General features: G+C 66.4%; 8 protein-coding genes. 6 read left to right on the top strand and 2 right to left on the bottom strand.

Annotated elements, in window-relative coordinates; all coding sequences use genetic code 11:
* Positions 1–85: 85 nt before the first annotated feature.
* Positions 86–1,102, bottom strand: a complete 1,017-nt coding sequence (locus RPB_RS08890) for an LLM class flavin-dependent oxidoreductase (RefSeq protein ID WP_011440662.1) — start codon at positions 1,100–1,102, stop codon at positions 86–88.
* 428 nt (positions 1,103–1,530) lie between these two features.
* On the opposite strand from RPB_RS08890, the gene metF reads away from it, so the two are divergent.
* Both metF and metH read left to right on the top strand, forming a co-directional pair.
* Positions 1,531–2,418, top strand: a complete 888-nt coding sequence (gene metF / locus RPB_RS08885; RefSeq protein ID WP_011440661.1) for a methylenetetrahydrofolate reductase [NAD(P)H] — start codon at positions 1,531–1,533, stop codon at positions 2,416–2,418.
* Positions 2,419–2,423: 5 nt separating this feature from the next.
* On the top strand, positions 2,424–6,329 hold the full coding sequence (gene metH / locus RPB_RS08880; protein WP_041798645.1) for a methionine synthase: 3,906 nt from the start codon (positions 2,424–2,426) through the stop codon (positions 6,327–6,329).
* A gap of 467 nt (positions 6,330–6,796) precedes the next feature.
* On the opposite strand, the gene glpK is transcribed toward metH, so the two are convergent.
* A complete protein-coding gene (glpK, locus tag RPB_RS08875; protein WP_011440659.1) occupies positions 6,797–8,302 on the bottom strand; it encodes a glycerol kinase GlpK in 1,506 nt (501 codons plus the stop codon).
* Between the two features lie 176 nt (positions 8,303–8,478).
* On the opposite strand from glpK, the gene RPB_RS08870 reads away from it, so the two are divergent.
* The 4 genes from RPB_RS08870 (at position 8,479) to ntrB (ending at position 13,063) form a co-directional block, all read left to right on the top strand.
* The gene (locus tag RPB_RS08870) at positions 8,479–9,063 is read left to right on the top strand and encodes an ANTAR domain-containing response regulator (protein WP_011440658.1); all 585 of its coding nucleotides are present in this window, start codon (positions 8,479–8,481) and stop codon (positions 9,061–9,063) included.
* Positions 9,060–10,220 carry a CmpA/NrtA family ABC transporter substrate-binding protein gene (locus RPB_RS08865; protein ID WP_011440657.1) on the top strand — a complete coding sequence of 387 codons (1,161 nt, stop codon included), beginning with the start codon at positions 9,060–9,062 and terminating at the stop codon, positions 10,218–10,220. The genes RPB_RS08870 and RPB_RS08865 overlap by 4 nt, the downstream gene beginning before the upstream one ends.
* Before the next feature lie 577 nt (positions 10,221–10,797).
* Complete coding sequence (locus RPB_RS08860) at positions 10,798–12,102, top strand: CmpA/NrtA family ABC transporter substrate-binding protein (RefSeq protein WP_011440656.1); 1,305 nt, start codon at positions 10,798–10,800, stop codon at positions 12,100–12,102.
* 61 nt (positions 12,103–12,163) lie between these two features.
* Positions 12,164–13,063 carry a nitrate ABC transporter permease gene (gene ntrB / locus RPB_RS08855; protein ID WP_011440655.1) on the top strand — a complete coding sequence of 300 codons (900 nt, stop codon included), beginning with the start codon at positions 12,164–12,166 and terminating at the stop codon, positions 13,061–13,063.
* Position 13,064: the final 1 nt, after the last annotated feature.

Here is a 13,064-nt window from a genome sequence, read left to right as displayed (position 1 = left end):
TCCCGAAAAGCGGATACCGGCTTTCGGACAAGATCATGCCCAAACAAGCAATGAGTCGCGCTTCGGCGTCCGGGGAAGGCGGCTTCTACGCCGCTGCCTTGTGTCGCTCGAACGCATCCGCGAGCAGCGTGTAGCTGCGCTTGCGCGCGTCGTGATCGTAGGTGGCGGTGATCACCATCAGTTCGTCGGCCTGACTGGCGCGGATCAGCGGCTGCAGCGCCTGCAGCACCGTCGACGGGCTGCCGACGAACAGCCGCGAGCGATTGCGCGCGATCGAGGCGCGGTCGGCGTCGGTCAAGGGATAGGCCTGCGCCTCCTCGACGCTCGGCAGCGGCACGTATTGGCCGCGGTCGCGGCGCAGCCGGTTGATGTCCATCGAGATCGCCAGACGCTCGGCTTCCTCGTCGGTCTCGGCGATCACCGCCGCCACCGCGAGGATGCCGTGCGGCGTGCTGCGCCAGCGTGTCGGCCGAAAAGCGGCGCGATAATGCGTCAGCGCCTCGGCCGCGTCGTAGGACGCGAAATGATGCGCGAACGCGAAGCCCATGCCGACCTGGGCCGACAGTTCCGAACTGTAGTCGCTGGAGCCGAGCAGCCAGACCGGCGGCAGCGGCGCGTCGTTCGGCATCGCCATGACGTTGTTGTAGGGATGGCCGGGCGGAAAGCCGCGGGTCTCCCACAGCATCAGTTCCTGCAGCCGCTCGAGGAAATCGTCGCCCTCGCGGACATCGAGCCTGCGGCGCAGCGCATGCATCGTCGCCTGATCGGTGCCGGGCGCGCGGCCGATGCCGAGATCGATGCGGCCGGGGAACAGCGCCTCCAGCATCTTGAAGCGCTCGGCGACCATCAGCGGCGCGTGGTTCGGCAGCATCACGCCGCCGGAGCCGACACGGATGCGCTCGGTCACCGCCGCGATCTGGCCGATCATGATTTCGGGCGCGGGACTGGCGACGGACGGCAGATTGTGATGTTCGGCCAGCCAGTAGCGGACATAGCCGAGCTTGTCGGCATGCCGGGCGAGGTCGATCGAATTGCGCAACGCCGCCGCCGGCGGGGTGCCGGTGGTGACAACGGACAGGTCGAGGATCGAGAGCGGTAACATCCGGTTAAGGTAATGCTCAACCACGAGTGGCGCAAAGGTAAGCGGCTAGGAAATTCGCCTTAGACGACGATCGTAAAGCCGAGTGGGCAGAACGTGAAAGGCACCACAGCCACTTTCCAGCAACGTGGCGCCGATTCGCGCCGCCCCCGGCCGAAGCAGCTGAAATTTGCGAATTTTCACGAGTTTTTCCGTTCTCCTCTGAGGCTGGCTTCCCACTTGCAGATTCTGCTCGTCCAAAATTCCGACGTTCAGACGATATAGTGGGCAATTTCCCATATACGCATTGCGGAAAGTGGGCTGGTTGAGCGCGGCCGATCAGCCTAATTTAAGCGGATGGGCGCAGCCTTTCAGCGAATGGCACAGCCTTGCGCGCGGCCGACGATCCGCGGCGCGCCCGTGCGCGAGACCCTCAGTCTGGATGACCCGACATGACCGACGTGCTGCAGCACATTCCGGCGATCTCCTTCGAGTTCTTCCCGCCGAAGACCGACGAGATGGAGCGCAATCTGTGGCAGGCGATCAGCCGGCTGGCGCCGCTGCATCCGCGCTTCGTCTCGGTGACTTACGGCGCCGGCGGCTCGACCCGCGAGCGCACCCATTCGACCATCGCCCGCATCCTGCGCGAGACCAGCCTGACGCCGGCCGCCCACCTCACCTGCGTCGATGCGCCCTGCGCCGATGTCGACGACGTGGTCGAGCGCTATCACGAGATCGGCGTCCGCCATATCGTGGCGCTGCGCGGCGATCCCACCAGCGGCCTCGGCGGCGCCTACACCCCGCATCCGCAGGGTTATCGCAGTTCGGCCGATCTGGTCGCATCGATCAAGCGCAAGCATCCGGACATCGACGTCACCGTGTCGGCCTATCCGGAGAAACATCCGGAGAGCGCGAGCTTCGACGCCGATCTCGACATGCTGCAGGCCAAGGTCGATGCCGGGGCGACCCGCGCCATCACCCAGTTCTTCTTCGACAATGATCTGTACTTCCGCTACCTCGACCGCGTCCGCGCCCGCGGCATCGACATTCCGATCGTGCCCGGCATCCTGCCGGTGCAGAACTTCAAGCAGGCGTCGAGCTTCGCCACGCGCGCCGGCGCCACCGTGCCGGACTGGCTGGCGAAGCAGTTCGAAGGCCTCGACGACGATCCCGACACCCGCAAGCTGGTGGCGGCGACGATGGCGGCAGGCCAGGTGCACAAGCTCGCCAAGCACGGCGTCGACACCTTCCACTTCTACACCATGAACCGCGCGGACCTGGTGTTCGCGATCAGCCACCTGCTCGGCCTTCGGCCGCAGGCGGCGCAGAAAGCCGCATGAACTCCATGACCAAGCCGACATCCCCGAAGCGGACCGAACTGCTGGCGCTGACCCGCGAGCGCATCCTCGTGCTCGACGGCGCGATGGGCACGATGATCCAGGCGCTGCAGTTCGACGAGGCTGCGTTCCGCGGCGAGCGCTTCAAGGATTTCCATCGCGACCTGCGCGGCAACAACGACCTGTTGATCCTGACCCAGCCGCAGGCGATCGAGGACATCCACGCGCAATATCTGCGCGCCGGCGCCGACATCGTCGCCACCAACACCTTCTCCTCGACCTCGATCGCGCAGGCGGACTACGACCTGTCCGAGATCGCCTATGAAATGAGCCGTGACGGCGCCCGCCTCGCCCGCAACGCCGCCGACACGGTGCAGGCCGAGGACGGCAAGCCGCGCTTCGTCGCCGGCGCGATCGGCCCGACCAACCGCACCGCCTCGATCTCGCCCGATGTCGCCAATCCGGGCTATCGCGCGGTGACCTTCGACGATCTGCGCATCGCCTATGGCGAGCAGATCAACGGGCTGCTCGACGGCGGCGCCGACCTGCTGCTGGTCGAGACTATTTTCGACACGCTCAATGCCAAGGCGGCGCTCTACGCGATCGCCGAGATCAGCGAGGCGCGCGGCATCGACGTGCCGGTGATGATCTCCGGCACCATCACCGACAAATCCGGACGGCTCTTGTCCGGGCAATTGCCGGAAGCGTTCTGGAATTCGGTGCGACATGCCAAGCCGATCACCATCGGCTTCAACTGCGCGCTCGGCGCCAAGGATCTGCGCGCGCACATCGCCGATATCGGCCGCGTCGCCGATACGCTGGTCTGCGCCTATCCCAACGCCGGCCTGCCCAACGAATTCGGCCAGTACGACGAGAGCCCGGACTACATGGCATCGCTGGTCGGCGAATTCGCAGAGGCCGGCCTCGTCAACATCGTCGGCGGCTGCTGCGGCACCACGCCGGCGCATATCGCGGCGATCGCCAAGGCCGTGGCGCCGCACAAGCCGCGCGTCGTGCCCGTGATCGAACCGCGGCTGCGATTGAGCGGGCTCGAGCCGTTCGAACTCACCCAAGCTATTCCGTTCGTCAATGTCGGCGAGCGCACCAACGTCACGGGCTCTGCGAAATTCCGCAAGCTGATCACCGCCGGCGACTACGCCGCGGCGCTACAGGTGGCGCGCGACCAGGTCGAGAACGGCGCGCAGATCATCGACGTCAACATGGACGAAGGGCTTCTGGATTCCGAAGCCGCGATGGTGACCTTCCTCAACCTGGTCGCCGCCGAGCCGGACATCGCCAAGGTGCCGGTGATGGTCGATAGTTCGAAGTTCGCCGTGATCGAGGCCGGCCTGAAATGCGTTCAGGGCAAGCCGGTGGTGAACTCGATCTCGCTGAAGGAAGGCGAGGACAAGTTCCTGCACGAGGCCAGGATCGCGCGCCGCCACGGCGCCGCGGTCGTCGTCATGGCGTTCGACGAACAGGGCCAAGCCGACACTTACGCGCGCAAGACCGAGATCTGCAAACGCGCCTACGACATTCTGGTCGAGCGGATCGGCTTCCCGCCGGAAGACATCATCTTCGATCCGAATATCTTCGCGATCGCGACCGGGCTGGAAGAACACAACAATTACGGCGTCGACTTCATCGAGGCGACGCGCTGGATCCGCCAGAACCTGCCGCACGCGCATATCTCCGGCGGCGTCTCGAATCTCTCGTTCTCGTTCCGCGGCAACGAGCCGGTGCGCGAGGCGATGCACTCGGTGTTCCTGTATCACGCCATCAAGGCCGGCATGGACATGGGCATCGTCAATGCCGGGCAGATGATCGTGTATGACGACATCGATCCCGAACTGCGCCAAACTTGCGAGGACGTCATCCTCAATCGCGACCCGGGCGCCTCCGAGCGGCTGCTGGCGCTCGCCGAAAAGTATCGCGGCCAGGGCAAGGCGGTGAAGGAGCAGGACCTCGCCTGGCGTTCGTGGCCGGTCGAGCAGCGGCTCAGCCACGCGCTGGTGCACGGCATCACCGAATATATCGAGACCGATACCGAGGAAGCCCGCGCCAAAGCAGAACGACCGCTGCACGTGATCGAAGGCCCGCTGATGGCCGGCATGAACGTCGTCGGCGATCTGTTCGGCGACGGCAAGATGTTCCTGCCGCAGGTGGTGAAATCCGCTCGCGTGATGAAGCAGGCGGTCGCCTATCTGATGCCGTTCATGGAAGCCGAGAAGGCCGCCCAGCTTGCCGCCGGCACCCACACCGGCGAGCGCGCCACCGCCGGCAAGATCGTGCTCGCCACCGTCAAGGGCGACGTCCACGACATCGGCAAGAACATCGTCGGCATCGTGCTCCAGTGCAACAATTTCGAGGTGATCGACCTCGGCGTGATGGTGCCCGCCGCGAAGATCATCGAGACCGCGATCGCCGAGCAGGCGGACATCATCGGCCTGTCCGGCCTGATCACGCCGTCGCTCGATGAAATGAGCTTCCTCGCCTCCGAGATGCAGCGCAACGGCCTCGACATGCCGCTGCTGATCGGCGGCGCCACCACCAGCCGGGTCCACACCGCGGTGAAGATCGACCCGTCCTATCCGGCCGGCAGCGTCGTGCACGTCAATGACGCCAGCCGCGCGGTCGGCGTCGCATCGTCGCTGCTGTCGCGCGAGCGCGGCCCGGCCTACGCCGCCGAGATCCGCGCCGACTACGCCCGGATCACCGCGGCGCATCTGCGCGCGCAGGCCGACAAGAAGCGCGTCGCGCTGAAAGACGCCCGCGCCAATGCGACGAAGATCGACTGGTCGGCGGCGAAGCCGGTGAAGCCGTCGTTCCTCGGCGTCCGCAGCTTCATCAACTATCCACTCGCCGAACTGGCCGAGACCATCGACTGGACGCCGTTCTTCCAGAGCTGGGAGCTCGCCGGGCGCTTCCCCGCGATCCTCGACGACAAGGTGGTCGGCGAGGCCGCGCGCTCGCTCTATGCCGACGCCCGCAAGATGCTTGAGCGGATCGTCGCCGAGAACTGGTTCACCGCCAAGGCGGTGATCGGATTCTGGCCGGCGAATGCGGTCGGCGACGACATCATCCTGTATGCCGACGACGACCGCGACGCCTCGATCGGCGCGCTGCACACGCTGCGCCAGCAGTTGGTCAAGCGCGAGGGCCGCGCCAATGCGGCGCTGTCGGATTTCATCGCGCCGCGCGGCGTGCAGGACTATATCGGCGCCTTCGTCGTCACCGCCGGGATCGGCGAGGACGTGATCGCCGACAAATTCAAGGCCGACAATGACGACTATTCGTCGATCATGGTCAAGGCGCTGGCCGATCGTCTGGCGGAGGCCTTCGCCGAGCGGATGCACGCCCGCGTTCGCCGCGAATTCTGGGGCTACGCGCCGGACGAGAGCCTGTCGGTGGATGAGCTGATCCTCGAGAAGTATCAGGGCATCCGCCCGGCGCCGGGCTATCCGGCGCAGCCCGACCACACCGAGAAGGCGACGCTGTTCAAGCTGCTCGAAGCCGAGGTCAATGCCGGCGTGACGCTGACCGAGTCATATGCGATGTGGCCCGGCTCGTCGGTGTCGGGGCTGTATTTCAGCCATCCGCAGAGCGCCTATTTCGGCGTCGGCAAGATCGAGCGCGACCAGGTCGAGGACTACGCGCTGCGCAAGGGCTGGAGCGTCACCGAGGCCGAGCGCTGGCTCGCCCCGGTGCTGAACTACATCCCCGAGCCGCAGCCCGCCGGTGCCCGCGCCCAGGAGCCGATGCCGCCGCTGGCGCCGTCCGGCGACCTGCTGCCGACCGAGCCGCCCGCCGATGCGGCGTTCACCGCGAACGACGCCGCCCTCGCCGCCCACCCCGCCGGCTGCAACTGCGCGGTGCATCTGATGTGGCGGAAGACGGCGGTCGGGGCGAAGTAGGCGCTGTCGCTTTCGCCGGCGTTCTGAACAAGCTCGTGGGCAAAGCGAAGCGTGCCCACGGCGTCTGCCGCCACGCAACAGCCTGCCGCAACACGTACAGCCGTCATCCTGAGGCGCGCGCCTTGGCGCGCCTCGAAGGATGACAGCGACGGGTGCCCGCGGCCCATCCTTCGAGGCCACCGCTGCGCGGCGGCACCTCAGGATGACGGAGCACGCGTTGCTGGTTCGACACGGCCTCCATCCCTCTCGTCATTCCGGGGCGCGGAGCGGAGCTACGCGAACCCGGAATCCATACTCCCTGAACCCGGTGGTCGTATCACGGCCTGGCAGCGCTATGCCTCAACGCGAGGCCAGGGGATATGGATTCCGGGTTCGCGCTTTCGCGCGCCCCGGAATGACGAACGACGGGAGGGTATCGGGGCGCGACTCATAAGGCGGTCTCTCTCCAGAGAGAGAGCGATCGTTGCCTACCCCTCCCCCTCATCACTCGCCAGCAGCCCCTTCACCGCCCTGCCCCATCCCGCCAGCTTCCTCTCGCGCGTCGCCTGGCTCATCGCCGGCCTGAAGCGGTGGTCGAGGCGCCAGTTGTCGGCGAATTTCTGCGGCTCGGGGAAGACGCCGGCTGAGAGGCCGGCGAGATACGCGGCGCCGAGCGCGGTGGTTTCCTGGATCACGGGGCGGTCTACCGGGGCGTCGAGGAGATCGGCGAGGCGCTGCATGGTCCAGTCCGACGCCGCCATGCCGCCGTCGACGCGCAGCACCGGCGGCGCGGCGTCGGCGCCCGACCAGTCGGCGCGCATCGCCGCCCATAGATCGTAGGTCTGATAGCAGACGCTCTCCAGCGCGGCGTGCGCCAGCTCGGCCGGGCCGGTGTTGCGCGTCATGCCGAACAGCGCGCCGCGCACTCGCGGATTCCAGTACGGCGCGCCGAGGCCGACGAAGGCCGGCACCAGATAAACGCTCTGCATCGAATCGGATTTGTCGGCGAGGGGGCCGGTCTCGCTGGCGTGCTTGATGATGCCGAGGCCGTCGCGCAGCCATTGCACCGCCGAGCCCGCGACGAAGATCGAGCCCTCCAGCGCGTAGGTACGCTTACCGCCGAGCTGATAGGCGATGGTGGTGAGCAGCTTGTTGTGCGACTTCACCGGCGTCGCGCCGGTGATGAGCAGGGCGAAGCAGCCGGTGCCGTAAGTCGATTTGATCATGCCCGGCGAGAAACAGGCCTGCCCGATGGTGGCGGCCTGCTGGTCGCCGGCGATGCCGCGAATGGCGATCGGGGCACCGAACAGTTCGTAGGCGCTGTCGCCGAAATGCGCGGAGGAATCCTTGACCTCCGGCAACATCGAGCGCGGCACGCGCAGCAGCTGCAGCAGCTCGTCGTCCCAATCGCCGGTGTGGATGTTGAACAGCAGCGTGCGCGAGGCGTTGGTGGCGTCGGTGGCGTGGACGCGGCCGCCGGTCAGCCGCCACAGCAGCCAGCAATCGATGGTGCCGAATTTGAGTTCGCCGCGCTCGGCGCGGGCGCGCGCGCCGGGCACGTTGTCGAGTAGCCAGGCGACCTTGGTGCCGGAGAAATACGGATCGATGATCAGCCCGGTCTTGTCGGTGATCATCGGCTCATAGCCGTCCGCCTTCATGCGGGTGCAGACCTCCGCGGTGCGGCGATCCTGCCAGACGATGGCGCGGTGGATCGCCTTGCCGGACGCCGCGTCCCACACCACCACGGTCTCCCGCTGGTTGGTGATGCCGATCGCGGCGATATCGGCGGCGGTGGCCCCTGCCTTCTCCATCGCGGCCCGGCAGGTCGCCAGCGTCGAGGCCCAGATGTCCTCGGGCTCGTGCTCGACCCAGCCGGAGGCGGGGAAATGCTGCGGGAATTCCTGCTGCGCCGAGGCCGCGATCGAAATATCGCCACGGAACAGGATCGCGCGCGACGAAGTGGTGCCCTGATCGATGGCCATCACGAAAGGCATGAGCGTTCATCCCGGCTTGCAGAGTGTGAAAGGGTTTCGCCGCACACCACCCGATCACGCCTGCGGCGTCAATATCGGCAGCCCGGCTTGCGCGCCGCCCACCGAATCTCCTTCAATTGGCCGCCGGACTGTGGTTTGTCGACCAGGTGCGACCGACCGAGACACCGCTGCCCCGAATGGACCCGCTGCTGAAAATCGTGATCGTCGACGAGAACCCGGTGCGTGCCGGGATTCTCACCGAGGGGCTGCGCGAGGCCGGGATGTCGCAGATCACCTATCTGGCCGCGACCACCAACCTGCTGGCGCGGATCTACGAGATCGACCCCGACGTCATCCTGATCGATCTGGAGAACCCAAGCCGCGACATGCTGGAGCAGATGTTCCAGGTCAGCCGCATCGTGAAGCGGCCGATCGCGATGTTCGTCGACCAGAGCGACACCGCCTCGATCCAGGCCTCGGTCGACGCCGGCGTCTCGGCCTATATCGTCGACGGGCTGAAAAAGGAGCGAATGAAGCACATCCTCGACCTGTGCATCTCGCGCTTCAACGCCTTCGCCCATCTCGAGACTGAACTGCACCGCGCCCGCAGCGCGCTGGACGATCGCAAGGTGATCGACCGCGCCAAGGGCATTCTGATGAAGGCCAAGGGCCTGACCGAAGAGCAGGCCTATGTGCTGCTGCGGACGACGGCCATGAACGAGAAGAAGAAAATCGCCGAGATCGCCCAGTCGGTGGTCACCGCGTCGGAGATGCTGAAATGAGCGAGCGCCTGCGCATCGGATTCATCCCGCTGGCCGACGCCGCGGCGCTGATCGTCGCCGTCGACAAGGGGTTCTGCGCCACCGAGGGGCTCGACGTCGAGCTGGTGCGCGAAATCTCCTGGGCCAATGTCCGCGACAAATTCAACATCGGCCTATTCGACGCCGCGCATCTGTTGGCGCCGATGGCGGTCGCCTCCAGCCTCGGCATCGGCCACATCAAGGTGCCGGTGATTTCCGGCTTCGGCCTCGGCGTCAACGGCAACGCCATCACGGTGTCGCCGGATCTGCAGGCTGCGATCGCGGCGATGGCCGAGGGCGACGTCGCCGATCCGCTGGTGTCGGCGCGGGCGCTGGCGCGCGTCGTCGCCGAGCGCAAGGCGCTGGGGCTGGAGCCGCTGATCTTCGGCATGACCTTCCCGTTCTCCAGCCACAATTACGATCTGCGGTTCTGGATGGGCGCTGGCGGGGTCGATCCCGACGAAGACGTCCGCCTCGTGGTGCTGCCGCCGCCCTACATGGTCGAGAGCCTCGCCAACAAACATCTCGACGGCTTCTGCGTCGGCGCGCCGTGGAATTCGGTGGCGATCGATCTCGGCATCGGCCACATCCTGCATTTCTCCTGCGAGCTGTTCCAGCGCGCCGCGGAGAAGATGCTGGCGGTGCGCGCCTCATGGGCCGAAGGACATCCGGAGACGCTGGCGCGGCTGATCCGGGCGCACGATCGCGCCGCGCAATTCATCGAGCACGAACCCAATCGCGACGAGGTCTGCGCGATTCTCACCGCGCCGGGCCGGATCGAAGTGACGCCGGAGCTGATCCGCCGCACCCTGGACGGCCGCCTCAAAGTCTCGCCCGAAGGCCGCATCCGCGAGACCGGCCGCTATCTGCTGGTCGGCCGCGAAGCCGCGGCACGGCCCGATCCGGTGCAGGGCGCGTGGAACTACGCGCAGATGGTGCGCTGGGGCCAGGCGCCGCTGTCGGCCGAACTGCTCGCCGCCGCCAAGGCTGTGTTCCGGCCCGACCTCTACGACGCCGCCGTCGGCACGCCGCCGATCCTGCCGATCGCGCCCGCCGACGGCATCGGCGAATGCACCGGCACGCATTTCGATCCGGACGACATCGCCGGCTATCTGTCGGCGCTGACGATCCGGCGCTGAGGCGTGGTCACCTCTCTGTTCACCCTCCCCTGGAGGGGGAGGGTCGGCGCGCAGCCCGCATCGCGGGATGCGGGACGGGGTGGGGTGAGCCGCAGGCACGGCGGATGAACTCTTCGCCACCCCACCCCGCTCGCTACGCGAGCGACCCTCCCCCTCCAGGGGCGGGTGACTTGAGGCGCCCCCTCATTCCAGCCTTCTCCCCGCGCGCGGGGAGAAGGAGCTGGTCGTGCTCGCGGCACCTGCGGTGCCCTGCTGCGCTGCACATTTCCTCGCCAATGTGCACAAGCCCGCTGCGCTGCCGGCGGCCGCGCGCCGCCTCGGACACTCCCCGGCGCAAACGTCAACTAATTGCAAAGACTGACGTAACGCCCACCGCGATCAGTTGGCACGGTTTTCGCAATGCTTAGTACGGGTCACCGATGGGTGCCCCGGCGTCCATCGAAAACTCCGACAGCAATGCCGCTGTCCTGGCTCGTGCAAGCGAGGCCAGGCGGCGGCTTTTTTTTGCCGATTTTTCGAAGGCGTCCGCATCACCGACAAACAGGGTCGCGCGACCCCAGCAGGGAACATGGCAACGATGATCAGCAAGGACCGCACCGGAAGCAGAGTGAGCCGCCGCCAACTCCTGAAGGCCGGTGGCAGCGCAGCCGCATTGCTCGCTGCAGCGAAGCTGAACTTGCCCGGCGGCGCCTTCGCGCAGGAGGGCGGCCCCGAGGTGAAGGGCGCCAAGCTCGGCTTCATCGCGCTGACCGACGCCTCGCCGCTGTTCGTCGCCAAGGAGAAGGGCATCTTCGCCAAATACGGCATGCCCGACGTCGAAGTGCTGAAGCAGGCGTCGTGGGGCACCACGCGCGACAACCTCGTGCTCGGCTCCGAAGGCAACGGCATCGACGGCGCGCACATCCTCACGCCGATGCCCTATCTGATCAGCGCCGGCAAGGTGACGCAGAACAACGTGCCGACGCCGATGTACATACTGGCGCGGCTCAATCTGAACGGCCAGTGCATCTCGGTCGCCAAGGAATATGCCGACATCAAGGTCGGTCTCGACACCGCGCCGTTCAAAGTCGCGCTGGAGAAGAAGAAGGCCTCCGGCAAGGCGATCAAGGCGGCGATGACCTTCCCCGGCGGCACCCACGATCTGTGGATCCGCTACTGGCTCGCGGCCGGCGGCATCGATCCCGACAAGGACATCGAAACCATCGTGGTGCCGCCGCCGCAGATGGTGGCCAACATGAAGGTCGGCACGATGGACTGCTTCTGCGTCTGCGAGCCGTGGAATCTGCAGCTGATCCACCAGAACATCGGCTACACCGCGATCACCACCGGCGAACTCTGGAACAAGCATCCGGAAAAATCCTTCGGCATGCGCGCCGCCTGGGTCGACAAGTACCCGAAGGCCGCCAAGGCGCTGCTGATGGCGGTGCTGGAAGCGCAGCAATGGTGCGACAGGCCGGAGAACCGCGACGAGGTCGCGGCGATCTGCGCCAAGCGGCAGTGGATCAACTGCCCGGTCGACGATGTCACCGACCGGGTCAAGGGCAAGTTCGACTACGGCACCGGCAAGGTGGTCGAGAACTCGCCGCACATCATGAAGTTCTGGGACGACTTCGCCTCCTACCCGTATCAGAGCCACGATCTGTGGTTCATGACCGAGGACATCCGCTGGGGCAAGTACGAACCGGGCTTCGACAGCAAGGCGCTGATCGCCAAGGTCAACCGCGAGGATTTGTGGAAGGACGCCGCCAAGGCGCTGGGCGTCAGCGCGCTGCCGGCCTCGACCTCGCGCGGCCAGGAGACGTTCTTCGACGGCAAGGTGTTCGACCCGGCAGATCCCGCCGCGTACCTGAAGTCGCTGTCGATCAAGCGCGTCGATGCGTAACCGCCACCATGGGCCGCGCGCAGGCGCGGCCCTCCCCTTCTGACGACGGAGAGCCACGCCGATGTCGATGACCGCCATCAAATCCGAGACCGAGACCATCACCGTGCTCGCGCCGCCACCTTCCGCGGTGGTGGCGATGCGACCGAAGCTGCAGCCGCGCGCGGACAAATACATCAAGGCGGCGCGCGAGACCGCGGCCCGGGTGATCCCGCCGCTGATCGTGTTCACGCTGCTGATGGTGTTCTGGGAGCTGGTCTGCCGCCAGGCGGGTTCGGCGTTGCCGCCGCCGTCCAAGGTCTACAGCGACACCAAGGAGTTGATCTTCGATCCGTTCTTCGATCGCGGCGGCCTCGACAAGGGGCTGTTCTGGCATCTGAGCGCCAGCCTGCAGCGTGTCGCGCTGGGCTACTCGCTGGCGGCGATCGTCGGCATCGCGCTCGGCGTGCTGGTCGGCCAGTCGGTGTGGGCGATGCGCGGACTCGATCCGATCTTCCAGGTGTTGCGCACGATTCCGCCGCTGGCCTGGCTGCCGCTGGCGCTCGCCGCCTTCCGCGACGGCCAGCCCTCGGCGATCTTCGTGATCTTCATCACCTCGATCTGGCCGATCATCATCAACACCGCTGTCGGCATCCGCAACATTCCGCAGGACTATCGCAACGTCGCCGCCGTGGTGCAGCTCAATCCGTTGGAGTTTTTCACCAAGGTGATGCTGCCCTCGGCGGCGCCCTACATCTTCACCGGCCTGCGTATCGGCATCGGCCTGTCGTGGCTGGCGATCATTGCCGCCGAGATGCTGATCGGCGGCGTCGGCATCGGCTTCTTCATCTGGGACGCCTGGAATTCTTCGCATATCAGCGAGATCATTCTGGCGCTGTTCTATGTCGGCATCATCGGCTTCGTGCTCGACCGCATGATCGCGGGGCTCGGCCGGATCGTCACCCACGGCACCTCTGCAGGTTAAG

Origin of the sequence: Rhodopseudomonas palustris HaA2 (assembly GCF_000013365.1) — a bacterium.
Taxonomy (GTDB): Bacteria; Pseudomonadota; Alphaproteobacteria; order Rhizobiales; family Xanthobacteraceae; genus Rhodopseudomonas; species Rhodopseudomonas palustris_J.
This window is presented reverse-complemented; position numbering and strand designations above follow the sequence as displayed.